This is a genomic window from Thermoanaerobacter mathranii subsp. mathranii str. A3 (assembly GCF_000092965.1).
GTDB classification, from domain to species: Bacteria; Bacillota; Thermoanaerobacteria; order Thermoanaerobacterales; family Thermoanaerobacteraceae; genus Thermoanaerobacter; species Thermoanaerobacter thermocopriae.
Genome location: NC_014209.1, coordinates 598,260 through 623,392, shown reverse-complemented (window position 1 = coordinate 623,392; position 25,133 = coordinate 598,260). Strand labels below are relative to the sequence as shown.

At 34.4% G+C, this 25,133-nt stretch carries 25 protein-coding genes; 2 read left to right on the top strand and 23 right to left on the bottom strand.

Going from position 1 to position 25,133, the window contains the following annotated elements:
* Positions 1-10 precede the first annotated feature (10 nt).
* The 16 genes from TMATH_RS02945 to TMATH_RS02870 all read right to left on the bottom strand — a co-directional run bounded on the left by TMATH_RS02945 (position 11) and on the right by TMATH_RS02870 (position 15,706).
* Positions 11-691, bottom strand: coding sequence for a TVP38/TMEM64 family protein (locus TMATH_RS02945; RefSeq protein WP_013149920.1), 681 nt, complete (start codon positions 689-691; stop codon positions 11-13).
* Between the two features lie 19 nt (positions 692-710).
* Positions 711-986, bottom strand: a complete 276-nt coding sequence (locus tag TMATH_RS02940) for a hypothetical protein (protein ID WP_013149919.1) — start codon at positions 984-986, stop codon at positions 711-713.
* Positions 987-1,136: 150 nt separating this feature from the next.
* The gene (locus TMATH_RS02935; RefSeq protein WP_013149918.1) at positions 1,137-1,829 is read right to left on the bottom strand and encodes a copper amine oxidase N-terminal domain-containing protein; all 693 of its coding nucleotides are present in this window, start codon (positions 1,827-1,829) and stop codon (positions 1,137-1,139) included.
* An 89-nt stretch (positions 1,830-1,918) separates the two neighbouring features.
* On the bottom strand, positions 1,919-4,057 hold the full coding sequence (locus TMATH_RS02930; RefSeq protein ID WP_013149917.1) for a Tex family protein: 2,139 nt from the start codon (positions 4,055-4,057) through the stop codon (positions 1,919-1,921).
* A gap of 52 nt (positions 4,058-4,109) precedes the next feature.
* Positions 4,110-5,217 (bottom strand): peptide chain release factor 2 gene (gene prfB, locus TMATH_RS02925; protein WP_013149916.1). Its coding sequence is split into 2 segments (ribosomal slippage): positions 4,110-5,147 and positions 5,149-5,217, totalling 1,107 coding nucleotides; the frame shifts between segments, so codons are not numbered across the junction.
* 15 nt (positions 5,218-5,232) lie between these two features.
* Positions 5,233-7,926, bottom strand: coding sequence for a preprotein translocase subunit SecA (gene secA / locus TMATH_RS02920; protein ID WP_013149915.1), 2,694 nt, complete (start codon positions 7,924-7,926; stop codon positions 5,233-5,235).
* A gap of 445 nt (positions 7,927-8,371) precedes the next feature.
* Positions 8,372-8,872, bottom strand: coding sequence for a hypothetical protein (locus TMATH_RS02915; RefSeq protein WP_013149914.1), 501 nt, complete (start codon positions 8,870-8,872; stop codon positions 8,372-8,374).
* A gap of 110 nt (positions 8,873-8,982) precedes the next feature.
* On the bottom strand, positions 8,983-9,495 hold the full coding sequence (locus TMATH_RS02910) for a transcription repressor NadR (RefSeq protein WP_012994641.1): 513 nt from the start codon (positions 9,493-9,495) through the stop codon (positions 8,983-8,985).
* Positions 9,479-10,045 carry a DUF5317 domain-containing protein gene (locus TMATH_RS02905; protein WP_012994640.1) on the bottom strand — a complete coding sequence of 189 codons (567 nt, stop codon included), beginning with the start codon at positions 10,043-10,045 and terminating at the stop codon, positions 9,479-9,481. Before TMATH_RS02905 ends, TMATH_RS02910 begins: the two co-directional genes overlap by 17 nt.
* Entirely contained in the window at positions 10,035-11,309 is a 1,275-nt protein-coding gene (locus tag TMATH_RS02900; RefSeq protein WP_013149913.1) for an HD-GYP domain-containing protein, read from the bottom strand. Before TMATH_RS02900 ends, TMATH_RS02905 begins: the two co-directional genes overlap by 11 nt.
* Positions 11,310-11,530: 221 nt before the next feature.
* Positions 11,531-12,172, bottom strand: a complete 642-nt coding sequence (locus tag TMATH_RS02895; RefSeq protein ID WP_012994638.1) for a hypothetical protein — start codon at positions 12,170-12,172, stop codon at positions 11,531-11,533.
* A 128-nt stretch (positions 12,173-12,300) separates the two neighbouring features.
* Positions 12,301-12,846, bottom strand: coding sequence for a ribosome hibernation-promoting factor, HPF/YfiA family (gene hpf / locus TMATH_RS02890; protein WP_013149912.1), 546 nt, complete (start codon positions 12,844-12,846; stop codon positions 12,301-12,303).
* A gap of 105 nt (positions 12,847-12,951) precedes the next feature.
* Positions 12,952-13,674: an amino acid ABC transporter ATP-binding protein gene (locus tag TMATH_RS02885; protein ID WP_012994636.1), complete on the bottom strand. Its 723-nt coding sequence runs from the start codon at positions 13,672-13,674 to the stop codon at positions 12,952-12,954.
* Entirely contained in the window at positions 13,661-14,323 is a 663-nt protein-coding gene (locus TMATH_RS02880; protein ID WP_012994635.1) for an amino acid ABC transporter permease, read from the bottom strand. The genes TMATH_RS02885 and TMATH_RS02880 overlap by 14 nt, the downstream gene beginning before the upstream one ends.
* A 67-nt stretch (positions 14,324-14,390) precedes the next feature.
* Positions 14,391-15,173: a basic amino acid ABC transporter substrate-binding protein gene (locus TMATH_RS02875; RefSeq protein WP_013149911.1), complete on the bottom strand. Its 783-nt coding sequence runs from the start codon at positions 15,171-15,173 to the stop codon at positions 14,391-14,393.
* Positions 15,174-15,508: 335 nt separating this feature from the next.
* On the bottom strand, positions 15,509-15,706 hold the full coding sequence (locus tag TMATH_RS02870) for a zinc-ribbon domain-containing protein (protein WP_012994633.1): 198 nt from the start codon (positions 15,704-15,706) through the stop codon (positions 15,509-15,511).
* Positions 15,707-15,915: 209 nt separating this feature from the next.
* Here TMATH_RS02870 and TMATH_RS02865 point away from each other — a divergent pair, with 209 nt between their 5' ends.
* On the top strand, positions 15,916-18,009 hold the full coding sequence (locus TMATH_RS02865) for a methyl-accepting chemotaxis protein (RefSeq protein WP_012994632.1): 2,094 nt from the start codon (positions 15,916-15,918) through the stop codon (positions 18,007-18,009).
* 25 nt (positions 18,010-18,034) lie between these two features.
* On the opposite strand, the gene flgN is transcribed toward TMATH_RS02865, so the two are convergent.
* The 5 genes from flgN to TMATH_RS02840 form a co-directional block, all read right to left on the bottom strand.
* A complete protein-coding gene (gene flgN, locus TMATH_RS02860; RefSeq protein WP_013149910.1) occupies positions 18,035-18,523 on the bottom strand; it encodes a flagellar export chaperone FlgN in 489 nt (162 codons plus the stop codon).
* Positions 18,510-18,896 (bottom strand): flagellar export chaperone FliS, encoded by a 387-nt coding sequence (gene fliS, locus TMATH_RS02855; RefSeq protein WP_012994622.1) that lies wholly within the window; start codon positions 18,894-18,896, stop codon positions 18,510-18,512. Before fliS ends, flgN begins: the two co-directional genes overlap by 14 nt.
* A gap of 13 nt (positions 18,897-18,909) precedes the next feature.
* The gene (gene fliD, locus TMATH_RS02850; protein WP_013149909.1) at positions 18,910-20,433 is read right to left on the bottom strand and encodes a flagellar filament capping protein FliD; all 1,524 of its coding nucleotides are present in this window, start codon (positions 20,431-20,433) and stop codon (positions 18,910-18,912) included.
* A 13-nt stretch (positions 20,434-20,446) separates the two neighbouring features.
* Complete coding sequence (locus TMATH_RS02845; protein WP_013149908.1) at positions 20,447-20,788, bottom strand: flagellar protein FlaG; 342 nt, start codon at positions 20,786-20,788, stop codon at positions 20,447-20,449.
* A gap of 138 nt (positions 20,789-20,926) precedes the next feature.
* Complete coding sequence (locus tag TMATH_RS02840) at positions 20,927-21,112, bottom strand: Spo0E family sporulation regulatory protein-aspartic acid phosphatase (protein WP_013149907.1); 186 nt, start codon at positions 21,110-21,112, stop codon at positions 20,927-20,929.
* Positions 21,113-21,252: 140 nt separating this feature from the next.
* On the opposite strand from TMATH_RS02840, the gene asnB reads away from it, so the two are divergent.
* Positions 21,253-23,094, top strand: a complete 1,842-nt coding sequence (asnB, locus tag TMATH_RS02835; RefSeq protein WP_013149906.1) for an asparagine synthase (glutamine-hydrolyzing) — start codon at positions 21,253-21,255, stop codon at positions 23,092-23,094.
* A gap of 376 nt (positions 23,095-23,470) precedes the next feature.
* Here the strand turns inward: asnB and TMATH_RS02830 are convergent, their stop codons facing one another.
* Positions 23,471-24,448, bottom strand: coding sequence for an endonuclease NucS domain-containing protein (locus tag TMATH_RS02830; RefSeq protein ID WP_013149905.1), 978 nt, complete (start codon positions 24,446-24,448; stop codon positions 23,471-23,473).
* Between the two features lie 308 nt (positions 24,449-24,756).
* Positions 24,757-25,074 (bottom strand): DNA adenine methylase, encoded by a 318-nt coding sequence (locus TMATH_RS02825; protein WP_232192609.1) that lies wholly within the window; start codon positions 25,072-25,074, stop codon positions 24,757-24,759.
* Positions 25,075-25,133 lie beyond the last annotated feature (59 nt).

Sequence of the window (25,133 nt, the reverse complement as noted above, 5' to 3'; positions counted from 1 at the left end):
ATTATCTTTTTTAAAGTTTGTTTAACTTTTCCATTATGAAATCTTTCTTATAAAGTCCTATTAAAAACAATATTACTGCAATAGCAGCTACTAATGCCGCCATAAAATAATTTTTGCTTCCCAAATTCGCACCTATATAAGTTGAAAAAAATATGCCTGGCAGTCTCGCAAAAAGAGTAATGATAAAAAAATTGTAAAATTTAACCGGTGTAATTCCTGCAATATAGGAAAGGGCATCTTTTGGTATTCCCGGAATAAAAAATAACAAAAAAAGAACTGTCTCTCCTTTGGGGTTATTTATAATATAATCAAATTTTTTTAAATTTTCCTCTGAAACAATACTTTTCACAAATTTATAACCTAAACCTCTCGCTATTAAAAAGCAAATAAGAGAACCTATGGTAATACCTATGACAGAATAAAAAGTACCCAATAAAGTCCCAAAAATGTATCCTCCTGCAATTTGCACTATTTCTCCCGGTATAGCAAATATAACTACTTGAAGTATTTGAACTCCTATAAATACAATAACACTAAACTTATCAAAGCTATGTATCCACTGCCTAAATTCATAAGGGTTGTCAATTAACAAAACAAAATCCCTTCCAAAAGTCGCCATAATAACCACTAGGGTAATAGCAAAAATGACTATTAAAAATAAATTTATTACATAAGTCTTGTGTATTTTCATTCATTTACACCTCAATTTTTTATCCATTTCTCTTTTTTATTTTTACAAAATAATCGTAAAGTTGCGAAACAGCCCTACCAGCATAATTCAAATATTCCCTTCCCTTCCCACATACAAAAGGTAACACGCGTTTTCCATACTTTTTCCCTGCTCCTAACATAAGCCCTGTCCCTATGCCATATATAATAATTTTTCTAATAGACCTTTTAACAACATTTTGAGAGCCCGGGCCAAAAATACCAAAGATAAATCCGACTTTATCTTTATTACCTCCAACCCATTTGGCTTTTGGCATTTTTCTCCCCCCATTTTATTCAAAAATTACGGTCCTATGTTTGTAATTTTATTATAGGATTCATCCAAATTTATGTCAATAAAAGCACTATCTATGCAAAAAACCGGCATTTTACTGCCGGCTTCTAAATATCTAATTGCCTATGTATTTTTAATCATTTTCCTCTACTTCTTCATTGGTACCATATACACTGTTTGAAACTGTCTCATCTGTATTTGCATACACATCTTGAGATACTGTACTTTCTTCATTATTTTCTATCTCCGTTTGATCTCCTTCTTCAATTTCTATATCTTCCTCTTCTTCAATTTCTATATCTCCTGTTTCTTCATTATAATTTACTTTTGCTCCAAAAATCTCTAATATGAACCTAAGGGGTACAAAGGTTCTATTGCTTATTTCCATCGCTGGAACCTCTAAAGTATCTTCTTTACCATTTATCAAAACTTTTGATTCACCTAAAACAAGTTGAATTGTTATATCGCCTTTGGTAATAGTAACTGTCTTGGTTTCTTCGTCCCAGTCCACTTTTGCTCCAAAACCATTCATTATAGCCCGCACAGGGATTAAGGTTCTTCCTTCTTTTATCACTGGAGGTATATCAAACTTTATCTCTTTTTTATTGACAGATACCTTGCCTTTAAATTCCTTAGCTTTCACGCTAGCTTCTAATTTTGTCTGCGTTTGAACTTCTACCTTATTTTTAGTGTTTCCCTTTGCCTTTAGTGTAGTTTGGGCTTTTACATTGACTTGATGTTTTACCTTATCCGGTTTTGCATAAACTGTTAAAACAGAGGAAAAAATCAACAACCCCGTCAATACAAAAGCTAGTATTTTTTTCATATACTCTTCCTCCTTTGTTGATTTATTTTATTTTCACTACATAATTCGGAAGAAAAAATGAATTTTTAGGGGGTACACTTAAAAAATTTTTATTTCATTGAAAGAGAAATTCGATTTCTCTCAAGGTCAACATTTAAAACTTTCACTTTTACAATGTCACCCACTGCAACTACATCAAGAGGATGTTTTATGTAGCTTTGAGACATCTCAGAAATGTGGACAAGGCCATCAGTATGAACCCCTATATCTACAAAACAGCCAAAATCAGTAACATTCCTAACTGTTCCCATTAGCTCCATGCCTGGTTTCAGCTCATTTATAGTCATTACATCAGACCTTAAAATGGGCTTGGGTAAGTCTTCTCTTGGGTCTCTTCCAGGTTTTTTAAGCTCTGAAACTATGTCGTAAAGTGTAGGAAGTCCTATATCGTATTCCTCTGAAATCCTCTCTAACCCGTATTCTTCTAAAGAATTAGCAAAGTCTTTTAACTTTTTTCTATCTAATGTTTCTTTTTTATATCCAAATTTTTTCAAAAGTTTTTCCAAAGTTTCGTAACGCTCTGGATGAACTGCTGTTGAATCAAAAATATTGTCTCCCTCCAAAATCCTCAAAAAACCGGCACATTGTGTAAAAGTGGCTTCTCCTAATCTCTTTACATTTTTAAGCTGTTCCCTACTTGTAAATTTCCCTATTTGATTTCTATATTCTACAATATTCTTGGCAATAGCAGTATTTATCCCTGAAACGTATTTTAAAAGAGACACTGACGCAGTGTTTAAATCAACTCCTACGCTGTTTACACAATCTTCTACAACACCGTTTAAAGCTTCTCCCAGCTTTTTCTGGTCTACATCGTGTTGATACTGTCCTACCCCGATAGACTTTGGATCGATTTTTACAAGCTCTGCTAAGGGATCTTGAAGCCTCCTTGCTAGTGATATAGCACCTCTTAAGCTTACGTTTATGTCAGGAAATTCTTCTGTAGCTATTGGAGAAGCAGAATAAACCGATGCACCTGCTTCATTCACTATCACATACTTTACCTCTCTTGAAAGCTCCTTTATAAGGTCCGCTATAAACATTTCGCTTTCTCTTGAGGCAGTTCCATTCCCCAAAGCGATTAAAGTGACATTGTATTTTTCTATTAGCTCTTTGAGCACTTTTTTAGAATTATCAATATCATTTTGAGGAGGGGTAGGATAGATTGTTGCAGTATCTAAAAGCTTTCCTGTTTCATCCACAATGGCAATCTTACACCCTGTTCTATACGCCGGGTCAAACCCCATAACAACATGTCCTTTTATTGGGGGCTGAAGTAAAAGGCTTTTTAGATTTTCTTTAAAGACTATTATCGCTTTTTCTTCTGCTTTTTCTGTGAGAGCATTCCTTATTTCTCTCTCTATTGAAGGTGCAATAAGCCTTTTGTAGGAATCTTCAATTGCCCTTTTATAATACTCTGCAAATATTGAAGCTTTATTTACTTTTGTTTCTATAAGCTTATTTATTATCCTTTCACTATCTACCTCAATTTTTACAGATATGTATTTTTCCCTTTCTGCCCTGTTTATCGCAAGAATCCTATGAGGCGGTATTGTCTTTACAGCTTCTTTATAGTCATAATACATTTCATAGGGAGATTTTTCTTTTTTCAGCGCTTGTGTCACTATAATTCCGTTATTCCATGTAAAATTCCTTATGTATTTTCTTATCTCAGCGTCATCAGATATATCCTCTGCAATTATATCCATTGCTCCTTGGTATGCTTCTTCAACTGTTAGAACATTTTCATTAAGATAAGGCTTTGCGTATTCCTTTACATCCCCATTCATTACTTCATTTGAAGAAATAATCTTTGCAAGAGGCTCCAAGCCTTTTTCTTTAGCAATGGTCGCCCTTGTCCTTCTTTTTTGCCTAAAAGGTCTGTATATGTCCTCTACCTCTTGTAAAGTTGTAGCATTCTCTATCTTTTCTTTTATCTCCTCTGTCAATTTTCCCTGCTCATCAATAAGCCTTATTGTATCCTGTTTTTTCTCTTCAAGGTTTCTCAAATATGTGAGGCGCTCATAAAAATTTCTCAACACCTCATCTGACAAACTTCCTGTCGCTTCTTTTCTGTACCTTGCAATAAAAGGAATTGTATTCCCTTCATCAATAAGTTTTATAGTGTTTTCCACCTGAAAATCTTTCAAACCAAATTCTCTTTTTAATGCCTCTTTTATTCTATCCATGACTTACTCCTTTCTCGTAAAATACATAGCTTAAATTTAAAGGGATACCTTTTTAAGATATCCCTTGTGATTTCTGTTTGAGATAAGCATTTATGAAATCGTCTATCTCTCCATCCATCACTGCCTGAACGTTTCCCACCTCAAAATTTGTTCTGTGGTCCTTAACAAGGGTATAGGGTTGAAAAACATACGACCTTATTTGATTACCCCATGCCGCTTCTTTGTGCTCTCCTTTTAAATCTTCGATTTTTTCCTTCTTCTCTTTCATCATAAGGTCCAAAAGTTTTGCTTTAAGCATTTTCATTGCTGTCTCTCTGTTTTGAATCTGTGACCTCTCATTTTGGCAAGAAACCACTATCCCTGTAGGAAGATGAGTAATTCTTACGGCAGACTCTGTTTTGTTTACATACTGACCTCCTGCACCCGAAGCTCTATATGTGTCAATCCTTAAGTCCTCAGGCCTTATTTCAACTTCAATATCATCTTCTAATTCAGGAAGTACTTCCACCAGTGCAAAGGAAGTATGCCTTCTACCCGCCGCATCAAAAGGAGATATCCTCACAAGGCGGTGAACACCAGCCTCTGATTTAAGATACCCATAGGCAAAAGGTCCTTTTATCATTAAAGTGACACTTTTGATGCCTGCCTCTTCTCCTTGCAAATAATCCAAAGTTTCCACATCAAAGCCTTTGTCATTAGCCCATCTCGTATACATGCGAAGTAACATTTCAGCCCAATCTTGGGCCTCTGTACCGCCTGAACCTGCGTGAATAGAGAGTATAGCATTATTTTTGTCATAGGGACCATTGAGAAGAGTTTTTATTTTTAAATCTTCAAGCTTTTTCTTCAGCTCTTTGTACTCTTTGTCTACTTCCTCAGTTATCGATTCATCTCCTTCTTCCAGTCCCAATTCAATGAGAGTAGTCAAATCTTCCCATTTTCTCACAAGTGAATTATACTCTTCTAACAACTCTTTTAATTCTTTTTGTCTCTTAGCTAATTCTTGAGATTTTTTAATATCATTCCAAAAATCTGGGTCAGCCATTTCCTTATCTATTTCCTCTATCTCTCTTTTGACACCTTCTATGTCAAAGAGAAACCCCCATTTCTTTTATTTCTTCAAACATTTTTGAAACTTCAGCCTTATAATCCTGTAACAAACTGCATCTCTCCTTTTAATATTTTAGATTAGCGCCACAGCAATATTTATATTTTTTCCCACTGCCACAAGGGCAGGGGTCATTTCTTCCAATTTTTTTGCCTTTAACAACAGGTTGCTTTTTTTCTTGGATACCTGCATTCGTAAAAACAGGTTTTGCTACTTGCTCTCTTTGAATCATATTGTTTTTATCTATTTGAATGTGATATAAAAATTTCACAGTCTCTTCTTGTATGCTTTGTACCAAGTCTTCAAACATGTCAAAAGCTATTTTTTTGTATTCAATAAGAGGGTCTACCTGTCCATAAGCTCTCAAGCCTATTCCCTGACGCAATTGATCCATTTCATCTATATGGTCCATCCACTTAGTATCTACCACTCTTAAAAGAACTATCCGTTCAAGTTCCCTCATTTGCTCTGGACCAATTTCAGCTTCTTTTTTCTCGTATTGTTTTACAGCTTCTTCATATATTATGTTAGTTAAAACTTCTTTGTCAAGTCTGTCTATATCGACATCAATAACTACGCTGTCTTTTTCAAGGAACATGTCATAAAGATAGTCTAGCAATCCTTTTATATCCCATTCTTCAGGATATTTACTTCCTGCAGTGTATACCTCAACATTTCTCTCTATTATACTTCTTATCATGTCAAAAATTGATTCTTTTAAGTTTTCACCCTCAAGTACCTTTCTCCTTTGGGCGTATATTATCTCTCTTTGTTTGTTCATTACATCGTCATACTGTAAGACATGTTTTCTAGTGTCAAAATTTATACCCTCTACTTTTTTCTGAGCCTGCTCAATTTGTTTTGTCAAAATCTTATGCTCTATAGGCTGGTCATCGTCTATGCCCAGGGTGTCCATCATGTTTTTTACCCTTTCTGAACCAAAAAGTCTCATAAGGTCGTCTTCTAAGGATATATAAAATCTCGTTTCTCCCGGATCTCCTTGACGTCCTGCACGTCCTCTTAACTGGTTGTCAATTCTCCTAGCTTCATGCCTTTCAGTCCCTATAATGTAAAGCCCCCCTAGCTTTACAACCTCATCGTGTTCTCTTTCAGTCTCTTTCTTGGCCTCTTCCAGAAGCTCAAAATATCTTTCTCGGGCTTTTTTAACTTCCTCGCCTGAAATAGGTCCATATCCCGCAGCTTCATTAATAATTTCTTTTGAGTACCCCTCCTCAAGCATCTTTTTCTTTGCTATAAATTCAGGATTTCCTCCCAACAGTATATCAGTACCACGGCCTGCCATGTTTGTTGCAATTGTAACCGCTCCTTTTCTCCCCGCCTGCGCTATTATTTCCGCCTCTTTTTCGTGATACTTTGCATTTAACACTTGATGAGGTATGCCGCGCTTTTTTAACATTGCACTTAATCTTTCTGATTTTTCAATAGAAATCGTGCCGACTAAAACAGGTTGCCCTTTCTTGTGATGCTCCACAATATCCTCAACAACAGCTCTAAACTTAGCCTCTTCAGTTTTGTATATCACATCAGGATGATCTATCCTTATCATTGGCTTGTTAGTGGGTATTACAACGACATCTAAACCATAAATTGCTCTAAATTCTTGTTCTTCAGTTTGAGCTGTACCCGTCATGCCGGCTAACTTTTTATACATTCTAAAGTAATTCTGGAAAGTAATGGTAGCTAAAGTCTTGCTTTCCCTCTCTACTTTGACACCTTCTTTTGCCTCAATAGCCTGATGAAGACCTTCGCTGTATCTTCTTCCAAACATGAGCCTGCCAGTAAATTCATCCACTATAATGACTTGACCGTCTTTTACTACATAATCTATATCCCTTTTCATTATTGCATGAGCTTTCAAAGCCTGATTAATGTGATGAGAAATTTCCATATTTTCAATATCAGCAAGGTTTTTAATTCCAAAAAATTTTTCCGCTTTTACAACGCCTTTTTCAGTCAAACTTACAGTTTTCGCCTTTTCATCAACCACGTAGTCCTCATCTTTTTTAAGGGTTCTTACAAACCTGTCAGCTAATTTATACATGTCAGTTGATTTTTCTCCTACGCCTGATATGATAAGAGGAGTCCTCGCTTCATCTATCAATATGCTGTCTACCTCGTCCACTATAGCATAATTGAGCCCTCGTTGCACCATGTCTTCTTTATATATAACCATGTTGTCTCTTAGATAGTCAAATCCGAATTCATTGTTGGTTCCATAAGTTATATCCGCAGCATAAGCCTTTTTTCTTTCTTCTGGGCCCATATCATGGAGTATCACTCCAACGCTTAAACCTAAGAACTCGTATATTTTACCCATCCAATCGCGGTCTCTTTTTGCCAAGTAATCATTGACAGTTACAATGTGAACTCCTTTGCCCTCTAAAGCATTAAGATATGCAGGTAATGTCGCGACGAGGGTTTTTCCTTCACCAGTTTTCATTTCAGCGATACGCCCTTGGTGAAGGACAATGCCGCCTATCACCTGCACCCTAAAATGCTTCATTTTTAGGGTTCTCCACGCAGCTTCTCTTACCACTGCAAAAGCCTCAGGAAGTATATCATCAAGAGTTTCACCATTTTTCAATCTATTTTTAAATTCATCTGTTTTCGCCCTAAGTTCAGCATCTGTAAGTCTTGCCATTTGATCTTCATATGACAAAACTTTATCGGCAATAGGTTCAAGTCTTCTAACTTCGCGTTCACTGTAGCTACCAAATATTTTTTCAACTAAGCCCAACATTTTTATCACCTTCTAAGGTATTGTTAATCAAATATATATTATATCACTATACGGTCTTTATGGCAATAAAAAGCAGGTTTTTTCAAGAATATTTTACACTCTCTTCATACAATTTTCACAAAAAAGAACGTCTCAAAATTGAGGCGTTCTCATAGACTGTAGTCAAACTTTTTGAAAGTAGATATTTTGCATAAGGAGCGACTTGTGACAAAGCGCTAACAAAACTTAACGAGACCGAGGGTGGAGGCAGGGCCGAAGCCACGGATGGCGGAGGCGGGCACTAAGACAGGACGTCGAATGTGCCCGGAACCCTGCCGTAACCCGAAGGTCGAGTTTAGTTTTGTCGCTTTGGAACTCCAGAGCGACGATGCAAAATATCTACTTAAAAAATATCTGACTTTATCAACAATCTGAAAACACCACAATTTTGAAACGCTTTTTAAAGTTAATTTTTTGTACCTATTATCTTTAACTTCAAAATAGGATTTAATGCGTAAAATACCACTAATGCAATTACCGAATCTATTGTGTGGTGAAGTATAGTACCTACCCCTACCACCACAAAAGCTTTGTAAAAATCAAATCCAAAAGGCATCACAACAATAGCTTCTAAAACAGCGTGTATTGGAAGTGTAACAGCTAAAGCAACAGGGAAAGAATATCTTCTTTGCATCATTTTAGCTCCGACATAGCCAAACACCGCGTGAACCGCCGCCCTTGCTGCTATTACAGGTCCCAATTTTATTAAAAATCCTATCGCAGATACAACACCTACAAATACTGCTGTTGCAGGACTTATAAGTATTGCCAGCATCACAGGTACATGGGATGCCAGTGTAGCTGAAAAAGGCGGAATAACTATCCCTAATACTCCTCCAAAAGCTAAAGGTATAACAAGTGCCAATGCTGCTAAAAGCCCTCCAATAGTAATCTCTCTTGTCTTCACGTTAAAACCCCCATTCTTTAGTTTTTACAATTATAGTATACAAGATGTATATACAGCTGTCAATAATAAAATAACCACTTTTCAAAAATTTTTAAAGTGGTTATAAATCATCATTCTATTAAAAAACCTTTTTGCTCTAATGCCTTTTGTATTCTGTCCAATACCTCTTCACTCTCCCCTTCAACAGTGTGAAGATGCACTCCATCCGTAAGAGAAGACAAAAGGGTTGCTTTTCCTTCCTTTACAAACTCCATGAATTTACTTACATCATACCTTGAAGAAAGCATTAAAAGCCCTTTTATCTCCCCATAGAAAGGATGTTCCACGATTACATCTAACACCTTTCCTCCATTGTCAACAATTAAATTTAGCTCCTCCTCTGTCCTGTCATATCCGTGTTTGACAGCAAAAACTCTTTTTACAGTGTTTTCTTTTACAGTGTCTATTATATAGCCTTGAGGGGTAGATAATATTTTAATCCCTTTAGCCCTTAAAATAGCTATATCTTGCACAATAACCTGCCTTGTAACACCAAATCTTTTGGCAAGGTCAGAGCCAGATATAGGCTCTTTAGCATTTTTTAAAATTTCAACTATTTTATCTCTTCTATCTTGTGCCGTCATGACTTTTCACCTTTTTAAGCATTGCATTTGTAACAAGTAAAAACGTACCCGTCGCCATTATAAAATCTCCTATGCTAAAGGCTTTGGGCAGTGGATAAGGTTTGGGCAATACTAACACATCCGCTAAAAATTTTAACCGTGTAGAACTTTTCAAAACTTGGTGAGTAGCAATTCTATTTGCCTGAAGTTGTAGTATGAGATTATTAAGTCCCGCTGCCTTTAAAGCATCAATGGATACAGGCATTCTTCCTCCATTAGCAAATATTACAATAAAATTTAAAAACACTCCCACACTTATTATCCTAAAATACTTGTTATTTCTATTGTACCACAATCCTATGAAAAGTAAAAGATACACAAAGAAGTGTATATAAGACTGGTATTTTATAACCCCATAAAATTTATTAGAAAAGTTTAACATGCCAAATTCCAAGACAAATGCCGCTATAAAAAGGCTGGGTTTTTTTATTTCAATATCAGCAATACCGCTGATTTTTCCTTTTTTTAAAGTTCCGTAAATTAAAGACACACCTAAGGAATCAAATATCATGCTTAAATTCCTCCCTGTGTTTTTCAAAAGCTTTTTTGAAAGCTTTTATTATTTTAGGGCTAAATTGTGTACCCTCATTTCCTACAATTATTTCATATGCTCCCTCTTGAGAAAAAGCCTTTCTGTAAGGTCTGTCTGAAACCAATGCATCAAAAACGTCTGCCAAAGAAAGTATTTGCGCTTCCAATGGTATTTCCTCACCTTTTATCCCGTCGGGATATCCATTTCCATTATACCATTCATGATGGTATTTTACCCACAAAGAAACCTCTTTTAACGCAGGGACTTCTTTTAATATTTCATAGCCTTTTTGAGGATGTTCTCTTATTATGCTTAATTCTTCATCACTTAATTTCCCAGGCTTATTTAAAACCTCTTCCTTCACTCCAATCTTTCCTATATCATGTAAAAGGGCTGCAATTTTCACCATTTCAGTGTGAGACTCACTGAAACCAAATTCTCTACAAAGCAAAGCTGCAATTTTTTCTACGTTTTTTGAATGACCAGCTGTATACTTGTCTTTTGCATCAAGAGCTTTTACCAAAACATTTATTGTGTCATAATAAGACTGCTTTGAGTCCATATAAAGCTTAAACATGTAGCGTATCATAAAAAGAGGTATAAAGAGCAAAATAAGACTTACATAGCCTATTCTTACAAAAGCCTCCGACATGATTATGCCTAAAAATGCAAGAAAGAAAAAGTTGGGAATAGCCCATTTGAAATCTTTTATTAGAATGTAGATAAAAGATTTGTTCATTAAAAAAGACAATAACATTGCCACAATTGAAGTATTTAACAAGTAATATACAATTGCTGCTAATATTGCAGATAAAAGGTGGTGGGGATATATAGAATAACCTGGAGTCCCCCCTGTATATTCATATATTAAGCCAGCAATACCTACACTTAAAGCTAATTGAGATACATTAAATAGAGTTTTGTAAAAAGGCATATTAAATACATGCCATGTCTTTCCATCCGAGTATCTTCCTACTCTTCCTGCCATACCAATGGCGGCAATTAAAGAGCCTTGATATGGTCCAAAAATAAGTAATGCCATTAAATCAACTGCAAATGCAACAGATACACTAAAATCTTTTGCTATATATATTGGCATTGACTCGGCTAAAACTGCAAAAAATCCAAACAAAATTATATCTACAATGCTATTTGTAGGAACGTTTAGCATAGAATCTACAATAAAAAATAACCCTAATATTATTACTATAGAAATATATATTTTTACCCTTTTGTTAAGCATAATAAACCTCCTATTTTCAATCTAAAAAACACCTCAAACCGCTTAACTCCACGCATAATTTGCACCTCCTGCTAATGCAAGTGTCATTAAAACCAACAATACTTTTATAAGTGTTGCTTTATTCACCCTGAAACCCCCCTTTGCTGTAAAAGCTCTTCTGCCCTTAGGCTTCAGGCGGCGCTACGCTAAAACAGTTTTTAAGCGGTTTGGGTGTTTAAAAACTAAAGGGATGTAATCGACATGACGCGCCTGTTGACGGCATCTAATGTGGCTTTTACCACAGCCTCTCCTTCATCTTTTTTTATAAGACATGAACCTGTTAGGAGTTCTTCCTGGTTATTTGTTACATGGGTAACCCCTATAACTATTATTCTGCTTTTGGCTATATTAAATATGTCGATATCTTCTAATAGAAATAAATGGTTTTTGGGAATCAATTTAGAAATAGAGTCTAGCGTAGCATTAGCAATTATTTTATACTTATTACTTGCAGTATTTGGTCCTTCAGCATACCCTTCAAAAACCTCATCACCTCTTGTGAGTATAACTCTCGCTTCACTGGTAAGGCCATTATTTATAAAGGAATAACTTGAAAAAACAAGCCTGTGTTCTCCTTGAAGTTTTTCTCCAGTATCAATTTGCGCAACACTGATAATCTTGTAATTTATATCAATTTCAAACTGTGCCATTATGACAGATTGCACATCTCTTGCAATCTGCTTTGCATTCCTTGTACTATCAGCTAATACATGGATTTCAGTTATTTCACCATTTTCTGCAACAACTCTGCTTGATAATACTCCTTGAATTTTGTTTATGTATCCTTCCATTGAAGTTACCATATCTTTTGTTATTTCACCCATTATCTTCACACCCTATCAAAATTTGTGCACACTTAAAATATATTCTATACAAAATTTAAAATTCCTTCTTTTTAGACAAAAAAATGGGGATAGAGCCCCATCCCAATTTATTTATTTTTTATGTAGTTTTATTCTATCGGCTCTATCAGGCCATATTTGCCATCTTTTCTTTTGTATACGACATTTATGGTATCAGTATCGGCATTTGTAAATACAAAGAAGTTGTGTCCTAACAGATTCATCTGAAGAATTGCTTCCTCAGCTGACATAGGTTTTATAGGAAACCTTTTTGTTTTAACTATTTCAAAGGAAGTTTCTTCCTCTTCTTCCTTAGCTTCTTGATAAACAGGTGGAATCTCAAATCTTATTGACTCATTAGCACCAAATCTATTTTTAAGCTTTGTTTTGTGTTTAAGAATTTGTCTTTCTATTTTGTCTACGACCCTATCGATTGAACCATACATGTCATCGCTGACCTCTTCAGCTCTAAATATAATACCCTTAAAAGGTATTGTAATTTCTGCAATATGATGGTTTTTTTGTACGCTTAAAACTGTTCTCACTTCAGTGTCCTCAGTAAAGTACTTGCTTAATTTGCTAACTTTTTTTACAACCGCATCCCTTAGTCCATCTGTAACTGCCATACCATTTTTACCACTTACTGTGATATTCATAGTATCAAACCCCTCTCATTATCCTTCTATTTAATATAATTCTACATAAAAAACAATATTCCTGCAATACGTGGAAACAAAAAAACACTCCTTCTCGGAGTGACTTTACAAAATCTTACTTATAAATTCCTTTGTCCTTTCATTTTTTGTATTGTAGAAAATATCTTCTGGCGTCCCTTCTTCAATTACCATTCCATCGTCCATAAAAATAACTCTATCTCCTACTTCCCTCGCAAAACCCATTTCATGAGTTACAACTACCATAGTCATCCCTTCATTTGCCAACCCTTTCATGACGTTTAAAACTTCTTTTACCATTTCAGGGTCAAGGGCTGATGTGGGCTCATCAAAAAGCATAATATCTGGCTGCATAGCCAATGCCCTTGCAATTGCAAGTCTCTGTTTTTGACCACCTGACAACTTAATAGGATACTCGTCTTTTTTATCTAAAAGCCCTACTTTTTCAAGTAAACCCAAAGCTATATTTTCAGCAGTTTTTTTGTCCATCCTCTTCACTTTAATAGGAGCTAACGTTACATTTTCAAGAGCCGTCAAGTGAGGAAATAAATTAAAGTGCTGAAAAACCATCCCTACTTTTTGTCTTATTTTATTGATATTTACTTTTCTGTCGTTTATTTTAATTCCTTCAATGTAGATTTCACCTCTAGTAGGCACTTCTAAAAGGTTTATACACCTTAAAAGGGTACTTTTTCCCGAACCGCTTGGTCCTATTATCACAACAACTTCTCCCTTATTTACGCTTAAGCTTACCCCTTTTAACACTTCTAAATTCCCAAAGGTTTTATATACTTCATTAACGCGTATCACCGGCTCTGAGCCTCCTTTCAAAAATCCCAAGGAGCCTTGAAAAAATGAAGGTCATTATAAAATATATGGCAGCAATGATGATGTAAGGCTCGAAATACTTATAAGTAACGCTTTGTATAATATCTGCCTGCCTTGTAAGGTCTGCAAAACCTATAACTGATACAATTGCCGATTCTTTCAGCATCACAATAAATTCGTTTCCTAATGCAGGAAGAATATTTTTTATTGCCTGAGGAATTATAACGTATCGCATCGCCATAGTATGAGTCATTCCAAGCGATCTAGCTGCCTCGTTTTGGCCAGGGTCTACAGCTTGTATGCCTGCCCTTATAATCTCTGCAACATAGGCAGCGCTATTTATAGCAAGAGCAGAAACTCCTGCTATAAAAGCTGGTATATCTATTCCAAATTGCATAAGGCCGTTGTATATCAACAAGAGTTGCACCAAAAGAGGAGTACCTCTTATAATTTCAACATAGCTTGCACCTACAAAGCTTATTGGCTTTATAGAGGACATTTTAATAAGAGCAACAATCAGACCTAATATAACTCCTATAGTCACCGCTAAAAAGGTGAGTTTTAAAGTCATGAGAAGGCCACTTACAAATAAATGACTGTATTTTAGCATGCTCAAAAAATTTACACTCATAAAAATCTTCCTTTCTGCAAAATTTTAGTGGAGAACTATTTTAAAAATTCTCCACTAAATCTCATCATTACTTAAACCATTTATCTACAAGCTTGTCATATTCGCCGCTTGCTTTTAAATCTTTTATCACTTCGTTTATTATATTCACTAATTCTTTATTTCCTTTAGCCACTGCAACAGCCATACCACCTTCCTCAGTGTTGATTTCTTTCATGGAAAGTATCTTCATGTCTTTGTATTCTTTTAAATATGCATTTGCAACAGTATCCTCCAATACTATTGCATCACATCTGCCGTTTTTTAAATCCATGAAGGCGTCTCCCACACGATTTAGCTGCTTCAAATTTACATCTGGTATTTTTTTAGCTGCTTCTTCAGAAGTGGTACCTATTTGCACTGCGACAGTTTTACCTTTTAAGTCATCAAACTTTAAAATCGGGCTATCATTTTTTACAACCACAACTTGTTGACTGTTGTAATAAAGATCTGAAAAGTCAACATTTTCGGCTCTATCTGGGGTTGGAGTCATACCAGCAACTATCATATCTATACGCCCTGATTGAAGAGCTGGAATCAACCCTTTAAAGTCCATGTCCTTTATCTCTAGCTTTACACCTAATTTTTTTGCAATAGCATTTGCTATATCAATGTCAAAACCTACTATTGTATCTTTATTTCCTTCCACCTTATGAAACTCAAAAGGTGGAAAATCCGCACTTGTACCCATTACGATAACGCCTTTTTGTTTAATTTTTTCTAAGGTATTAGTAGGCTTACTGCCGCAACCAGCCAAAAATAAAGACAAAACGAGTGTTATTATTAAAAGCGCAGTAAATGATTTTTTATTCATTCTCCTTCTCCTCTCCTGTACATAAAAATTTTTTAAAGTTATAAGTTATTCACATTACCATCTATAACGTTCAATGCATCATAGAATTCACTTTGATAATTATAATATCATGTGAATAAAATTTCAATAGTTTTTATATTAAAGACATAGTGGAATTTTTTTGGAGTTTTTATAGACGTTGTGAAATAAAAAGTTGTGGATAATGGGGATAAGTCTGTGAATAAGTTTTAAATTCGTTTTTAACAATGTGGAAAAAGTTCTGAAATACAAAAAAGACACCAAAACGGTGTCTTCTGTATAATCCTCTTTACTTTTCTTGCGAAAAAGTAAGGGGATTATCTCTCAATACCAAAAGCTCTCTTGTTTTTTCTAGCATTATATTGATGGTTTCTTCTTTTCTTCGCATCTCTGCAGGCTTTGCACCTTACAGGCTCATTTTGAAAGCCTTTCTCAGCATAAAACTGTTGTTCTCCCGCTGTCCACACAAACTCCTTTCCGCAATCTTTACAAACTATCATTTTGTCTTGATACATAACTAATAATCCCCTCACTTTTAATTTTTGATTTAATATAAGTGTATTATATCATCATAAACCTTAAATAGCAATAAAATTTTAATAAAATTTCTACGATATCAAAATACAAATTCCGACATTTTATTGTAAAATTCATCAAACAGTGGTATAATATATATACAACCGATTGCATAACTTTATTCATCCATTTTGGAGGTGTTTAACGAATGAAAAAGCAAAAAGACTACTATAAGAAGGAGAAATTCAAACTAAGTTTAAAAATTCCTAAGGCAAACGTTAGACTAAAGTTTTTTAACAGTGCTAGTGGCATATTTGCTAAACTAATGACCTTCATAGCCTTTGTAATAATCGTTCCTCTTGCTTTCACTGGCTATATGTCTACAAGCAAGTCAGTAGAAATTTTACAAGATACTATCAACATCTCTAATACAGATACATTAGGACTAATAAATAATTATGTAGACCTTTTCAAAAATGATATTGAAACTCAACTTATTATTCTCTCCACCAATCCTCAAATTCTAAATTTTGGGCAAAGAGATTTTGAAACCGATAAAAAGAATTTACAAGATCTATTTACAACCATTTTGAAGGCAAAAAGTACTAAAATATCTCTTATTTACCTTGCAACTCCAGATAAAAAAATAATTCAATCTCCTGACCTTCCCCTTGACCCCAACTATGACCCTACCAAACAGGAATGGTATAAAAAAGCTATCGAAAATCCAGATGCAATAATATGGACTGGCCCTTACAGTAATGATGGGACAAATGGTGGAGTAGTCACAGTGTCAAAAGCCGTTAGAAGTTCTTTGACTAATGTAGCTTCAGATATCGTGGGAGTTTTGGCATTTGACATAAATTTAGATTCTCTTTCTAATATGATTTCTTCTATAAAAGTAGGAAAAACAGGAAATGTGTACTTAATTTCTAATGAAGGCATTATAATCGCTGATAAAGATAAGAAAAATTTATTCTCCTACATAACAAAATACGATTACGGCAAAAAGATTCTCTCTATGCAAGAAGGAAGTTTTGAGTACAATGACAATGGAACAAATAAATTTGCATCTGTAAAAACTTTAAATAATTTTGGTTGGAAAGCTGCAATAACCATGGATTCTTCAGAACTTGCTGAAAAAACTTCTCAAATAAAAGACAACACAATAATTTTTAGTTTAATAAGCCTTTTAATAGGAATATTAATAGCGTATTTCTTCTCAAAAAATATCACATCAAAAATAGGAAAAGTCATGACTGCAATGAATAAAGCTGCAAATGGCGATATGACGCAAAAAGTAGAAGTTAAATCAAATGATGAAATAGGTAAATTAGCTTCAAGTTTTAACCTTATGATAGATGGTATAAAAAGGCTAGTAGCCGATGTATTATCTGCCGCAAATTCTGTATACGAATATTCTAAAAAAGTATCCTTTGCATCAAATAAAGCTGAGCAAATCACAAATGAAGTAGTTGCAGCTATGGAAGAAATTGCAAAAGGTGCGCAGGAACAAGCAAAAGAAGCTGAAAAAGGTGCAACTATTACCAATTTGTTAAGTCAAAATTTGGATGTGACAATGGAAAATTCAAAAAATATAAATAAAGAAACTACTTCTGTAATAAAAGCAGCAAATACTGGATTAGAAAATATAAAAGAATTAAGTGAAAAGACTAAAGTCACAGAACAAATGCACAGCAAAGTGAAAGAATCTACCTCCTACCTAAAGAAAAAATCTCATGAAATAGGAAAAATTGTTGAGACAATAACTACAATAGCCGATCAAACCAATCTTTTATCATTAAATGCTGCAATTGAAGCAGCCCGTGCAGGAGAAGCCGGTCGCGGTTTTGCCGTAGTAGCTGATGAAGTTAGAAAATTGGCTAATCAGTCTTCTGAAGCCGCTAAAAATATCGAAGCTATTATAAAAGAAATACAACAAAATATTGACGATACTTATAAAGTAGTAGAAGAAGCAAGTGCTTCTATAGAACAACAAAATGAATCTTTAGCAAAAACAGTTCACACTTTCTACGGCATTCAGCAAGCAGTAAATAGAATCGTAGAAGAACTTAATAAACTTAATGAATCAATGTTGAAAATTTCTCAAAGCAGAAGTGAAATGTTAGATTCGATACAAAATATCGCCGCAGTAACGGAAGAAGCTGCCGCTTCAACCGAAGAAATATCTTCCGCAACAGAAGAGCAAAAAACTGCAATAGAAGAAATATCAAAGTCCGCACAAGATTTGAGCAACATTGCAAATACATTGATGAGTATAATAAGCAAATTTAAAATATAAAGGAAGCGGGAAATTCCCGCTTCCTTTAACGCTTTTTATCTAAAAAATAACTGTCAGGTGTATAGTATTTAAGATATTCTATATACCCCTCTTTACTTTTTGACAATTCCTCTAATTTGTTTTCTGTTTTTTCGAAAACAGCAGTTATATTTTGAAGATTTTTATCGTCTTTCTCTTTTATTTTTTCCAAAAGGTTTTTTGCCTCTATAAACAGCGCTTTCAATTTACTTATTTCTCTTGTAATTTTCCCTTCCAAAGCAAAAATACTTTCCACTTTATTCTCCTTTTTAAAAGCATTATACAAAGGGATAAAATCGGCATCAAGTTTATCGATTTCTTCTATAATTTTTTGCTTTGTAGCAAGTAAATTCTTTAATTCTTCTAAATTGTTGGAAGTTATGGAAATACCTATTTTTTCAGTAACCTCATAAAACTCTTTCAACCTCTCAATTTTATCCTGTACAATTCGAGTAAGTTTTTCTATATTATTATGCATGTCATCAACCTTTCGCATAAACTTTCTCCCTAACCTTATTAAGGGCTATACTCCAAGTATCTCGCAGTTCCACGGCAAATCCTTTGACTTCCTCTAAAATTGCTACATCTTTTTTTACATTAGCATCAATTAATCTTCTTAACATATAGTCATATAGACTGTATAAGTTTTTAGAAATATCATAATTCATATCCAAAGTAAGCATAAGCTCTGTAATAATGTCTTGTGCTTTTTGTATATTATTATTTGCTGCCATATAATCTTTTTTTTCAATTGCCCCTTTTGCTTCCTCAATAAACCTTATTATGCCATTGTATAGCATAAGTACAAGTTCTTCAGGACTTGCCGTCAAAATAGCATTTTCTTTGTACTGCTGATACGGATTTACCATAAACGCACCCCCTTTATCCCATCATAACTTCAATCTGCTGACTCAACCACATACTTTGAGAATTCATTTGTCCTACATACATCTCTAGTAGTGTAAATTGTGCATAATATCTTTCTTCAAGGTCATTCAGATAATCTTGCATTTGAGCAATCCTCTCATCTATTTCTCTTATTCTATTTCCTATAAAACTTGTGTCATAAAGCTGAGTGGTACTTCCTGCTTTTCTTGTTATGGCATCTATGCCTTGGTCCAAAGTATCATATAACTTTTGTGCAATACCTGGAGTAACTAAAGTAGTATTCCCATTAGAATCTGTCTCATAAACACCTGTAAATATCTTCATTACAGTATCAGGATTATTCGCAATAGCATCTCTAAGCTTTGTTTCGTCGATGTAAAGTTTTCCACCTTCATACCATTGGCTGGTCGTAATACCAATTGAACTTAAAGAGCCTACACCAGAAACTACAGATGAAACAACATTTCTCATGGAGTAATATACTCGCATTAAAGTTTCGTCATTGTTCAAATTCCCTGACCTTGCCTTTTCTTCCCATAGTTCTATATCACTGTCTTTCATAGCTTGTTTCTGTTCAGAAGTCAAAGGCGGATAATCGTAATACCTTTTTTCTGTAAGCTTTGCATTAATCTTTGTAATTATATCATTGTAACTGTCAACAAAGCTCTTTATAGCGTTATATATCTTGTCAACGTCTGTTGAAACAGATAAAGTTGTTGTGCCTGTACCTGTAAGGGTAATGTTTAAACCCAATAATGTAAAACTATTGGTACTTTCAGAATATACCGTTGAACCGTTATTTATAGTAAATTGAGCATCTTTACCATACGCTATTGCACCATCAGTAACTGTGTTAGTTGTGGTATCTAGTGTCAAGCCTGATATCTTCATGGTATTAGTTAATATATTGTAACCGCCAGAATCCGAACCACTAAAATCTATCTTAGCAGCACTTCCTGTAGTTGTAGAAACTAAAAATATAGTCTTTAAATTAGTATCATATGTGGCAGTTACTCCTGCTCCAGAGCTATTAATCTTTGAAATTATCGTATTTAAAGAATCAGTTGAAGTTATAGAAATGCTTATACCATTCAATACAATAGTACCCGTTTGATTAAGTGCTGCAGCAGGATCTGTAATGCTAAGCTGCCCTGAGGTTCTGTACGCCGCTTGCGCTAATTGAGTTACACTTAAGGTATATACTCCATTTACTGCACTTGATGTTGCTGTAGCTGTAGCTACCGCAGAATTTGAAGCAACAGTTTTAGCAAGAAAAGTTCCTTGTAATTTAAGTTGGAATACACTATTATCTCGCAGAGATAAAAGCTGTGTATTTATATCCCTTAAATCCTCTTGTTGCCATTGATACCATTGCTTTTGTTGTTCTAACCTATCAAGAGGAATACTGGCAGCTTCCATTAACTGTTGTACAATAGAATCAGTATCGAGTCCCGTCGCAAGACCACTTATTCTCAATAAATTGCTCACATTGTAGCTATTCATACTTATTGAATCCATCCTTTATACCCCCCTATATTTTTCTATCCACAAAAAGTCCCGCTATTTCCCATAATCCTGCCACAAGGTCAAGTATTTTTTCAGGAGGAATCTCGTCAATAACCTCATTCGTATAACTATCAACAATTTTTACTACTATTGTATTTGTAGGCTTGTGTACAGAAAATTCAAAATATGTATGATCGTTAATGCTTATTTTTCTATTTTCTTTATTAAGTGCACTGTTAAGTTTGTCATCATCCACAGGTTTACTAAGTATATCTTTTACTGCTTTTATTTCCTCTAATAGCCCACTATCCTTTCTAAACTGCGAATTCACATGTTCTGTTCTCGCAGTATTAATCCCCTCCAACATTACCGTTACTACCTCCTAAAATAAAATTTATCATTTGTAACACCTTCTCCTCTTTGCTAATATAAATATCGACATATATTTTAAAAAGTTTAAATTTTTTTATGTAAACGCAAAAAGAAAAACAAGTAAAACAGCACTTTATTTTACCTGTTTTACTTGTTTTTCTTTTTTCATATACATCACAATTAATTCGTCTAATTCACGGCTTAACTCCAAAGATTTAGGAAGTTCTAAATTAGATTCATTTAATTTCTTTTTTAGAAACTTTATCCTTTCAGCAATATCATTTTCTTCATAATAATGCTCTTTTATCACTTTCCCCATATAAGCCGCATCCTCCTAAAACATTTATGTTTTTATTATATCATGTAGAAATTAAAAATTCATTAGAAAATTATAACATGTATCAATGGCAAAAAAAGAGAATATATTTACTTATAGATTTAAATTTTAGGAGGATTTTTATGTGTGGAATAACGGGATGGGTTAACTTTAATATGGACTTGTCACTTCAAAATGAAGTAATCGAAAAAATGACAAATACCCTTAAAGAAAGAGGACCTGACGGTTCTGGAATATGGTTGTCAAAACATTGTGCTTTAGGCCATCGTCGATTAATTGTAATAGATCCACAAGGCGGAAGTCAACCAATGATAAAAAAATATGGTGAAAAAAATTTTGTCATTATCCATAATGGAGAACTCTACAATATGGATGAATTAAAAAACGAACTCATATCCTTGGGATATATTTTTAAAACCCGTTCAGATACTGAAATTATCTTGACATCTTATATAGAATGGGGGCCGACCTGTGTTAAAAAATTTAACGGAATATTTGCTTTTGCAATATGGGATGAAGTGCAAAATAGGCTTTTTATTGCCAGGGACCATTTCGGAATAAAGCCATTATTTTATACCATTAAAAATGGGTCTTTGATATTTGGCTCAGAAATCAAAGCAATATTAGCACATCCTAATGTAAAACCAGAGATAGACTCTCAAGGTCTTGCAGAAATATTTGTAATGGGACCTTCAAGAACTCCCGGATGCGGTGTCTTTAAAGACATTAAAGAATTAAAAGCCGGGCATTACCTCATATTTACCAAAAATGGAGTAAACATAAACAAATACTGGTCATTACAAAGTATTCCCCATGAAGATAGCCTTGAGAAAACGGCGGAAAAAATAAGGTATCTCCTTAGAGACTCCTCAGTAAGACAACTTGTTTCAGACGTACCTTTATGTTCATTGCTATCAGGTGGACTTGATTCAACTGCTGTATCTGCCTTTGCAAATGAAGAATTAAAACAAAAAGGTCAAAAACTTATAACATATTCTGTAGATTATGTGGGTAATGATAAATATTTTACGCCAAACAAGTTTCAGCCAAACTCTGATGCAGATTGGGTAAAATTTGTCGCAAAGAAACTTGACACAAACCATAACTATGTATTTATAGATAATGAAGAACTTGCATATGCTCTAAAACCAGCCTTGTACGCTCGAGACCTGCCTGGTATGGCAGATATAGATTCATCTTTATATCTATTTTTAAAAGAAGTAAAAAAAGGAGCCACAGTCGCTCTATCAGGAGAAGGTGCTGATGAAGTTTTTGGAGGTTATCCCTGGTTTAGAAACAAAGAAGCAATTGAGGCTAATACCTTCCCATGGATAAGAATGATCAATGAACGCATGAAATTGCTTTTGCCAGAAGTTGTAAAATACATAAGACCTATAGAGTATTTAAATGATAGATATAACGAAGCTTTAAATGAAGTGCCAAAGCTCACTGGAGAAGACCCCTATAATGCTCGAATGAGGGAAATGTTTTACCTTAACCTAACAAGATTTATGCCCATGCTTCTTGACAGAATGGATAGAATGAGTATGGCAGTAGGTTTTGAAGCAAGAGTACCTTATTTAGACTACAGGCTTGTAGAATATGTCTGGAATATACCTTGGGAAATGAAAAATTTAAACGGAAGGGAAAAAGGGATACTTAGATATGCTCTAAAAGGTTACATCCCAAATGAAGTAATTGAAAGAAAAAAGAGTCCCTACCCCAAAACATACAATCCAGTATTTAGAAACATCGTTAAAAAATGGCTAAAACAAATAGTTGATGACAGTACATCGCCTTTATTACAACTTGTAGATAAAAAAGCGATAATAACACTTATAGAAACAGATGCAAAAGCCTATGACCCTGCTTGGTTTTCTCAGCTTATGGGCTCCGCCCAACTCTTCGCTTACCTCGTACAAATAAATATGTGGCTAAAAGATTATAAAATTTCTATAGTGTAATAAAATAAAGATACGTTAAATGGCGGGAAATCCCCGCCGTCTTAGCTTGTCGACAAAGTAAAAATTTTACAAAGCGAATATTTTGATCCTCGCTCCGGAGTTCCAAAGCGACAAAACTAAACTCGGCCTTCGGGTTCCGGCAGGGTTTCCCGTCAGGCGACGTCCTGTCTTAGTGCCCGCCTCCCCCATCCTTGGCTTCGGCCCTGCCTCCACCTTCGGCCTCGTTAAGTTTTGTTAGCGCTTTTCACAAGTCGCTCCTTATGCAAAATATTCGCTTTACGAAAGTTTGTTTACAGACTACAATGACGGACCTTCATAGACTTCGAAATTAACTTATTTTCCACATATACATTTGATTACCACTTTTTGTTTAATATTATAGCTCTATTTTTAAAAGTTGAAGCTTTCGTTTCAAGTCTTCTAAAGTATATTTACGTGACTTCTCAATTTGACCAAAAGTATAAATAAAAGGTTTTATCCCTCTATTCTCACATTCTTGTTTAAGTTTCTTTGAAAATTTTTGTGCTACAAGTACTCCTGCTACACATTCTTTACCTATTTCTCTAATATAGTTTTCTAACTGCTCAATATCTTTGGATTTTGCACTTCCAGTCTTAATTTCTAAAATAATCTTCCTAGAATAGCCCACAGGCATACGATCTTTAATAAGAATATCTATGTAGCCTTCAGATAAAGCTTTTTCACCAAGAACCTCAAAATCTTCCGCTTGGAAAGTATTTAAACCGGCAGAAGCTAAAAAAATTTGAAGATTTGTACTTACTGATAGATGTTGTCTTATCAAAGATTGAAGGACAAATTCCTGAAAGTAGAAGGTTTTGGGTGATGATTCAAGTTTTCTATCCCATACGATAGAAGGAGTAAACGTTTTGTAATTGCTGATTGTTAAAGTCTCAATTGGCCTATTATAAATCTCCCCCATTTGGGAAACTGATTGTAACGTAGTCTGATCGGCTTGAAAATGGGTTTTTCTATAACCGCCTCTTAAAAGTAAATTTTCTGCTACATAAGCAAATTCCGGTCTAACCATAGGCTCAACGAATTGACGCAGCGGTTTTAGATAAAGACGAAAAGGGAAATAATAAGTTTTGCCCGACATTTTGAATGTTACAGGAAGCCATGGAGGAATTGTCTCTGCATTCTCTATAGCTTCCTTTCTTTCTACCTTGTAAAGATTAAAAACTCGAGCACCATATAGAAATGAAACAAAATCACCCTCTTGAATTTCCATAAATGTCCACAATCCATTTATGCTATTCGTAAAACCTGCTAGTGCATATTTGATGCATAAATCCAAATTTACTTTATTTGAAACTGAAATTAGGAAATATGCCACAGTAAAGTCCTCCTTTTACACACTTCAAAATGCGGGTCTAAATTATTTTAATTTACGCTCGGAATCCTGTCTCTGCTTTTTCTCTATAATCTCTTTGTTTTTTCAATAATCAATTTAAAGATTTATATGGTTTTAATCTATTGTCAAAATAACATAGAAATCCATATGTAATATTGATAAATTCTTGTTTTTTAAAACTCATTAATATGGTAACTTATAATGAAATTAAATTCTCCTTTTTTATTCAGATGAATAATCTATTAAAACATGTCTTGTTTGGAAAAATTAAGTACGCTGCTCTTTTTACCCTATTTCTCTTCCATGCTACTTAACTCATCAATTAATTCATTCACATTATTTTGAATTACTTTATAACCTATTATTAATTCTTTATTTATATCGATTAAAAACGATTCTTTAACCTTGAAATTTCTTTTTAAAAAGAAAAAAAATGCTCCACCGCCCACAAAAGGCTCAACATATCTCTCTATTTTACCCCTTTGAATTAAAGAGGATGGCAACCTCTTACATAACTCATCTAATAACTGTGTTTTTCCTCCTGCCCATTTTAAAAAAGGCTTAGCATTATTTAAAATGCTTGATAATTTGTCTGAAGTCTCTATCAAATTCAGTGCTTGCACTTTCTCATCACTTCCCTTTAAGCTTGTCTCTTAAAATAATTATA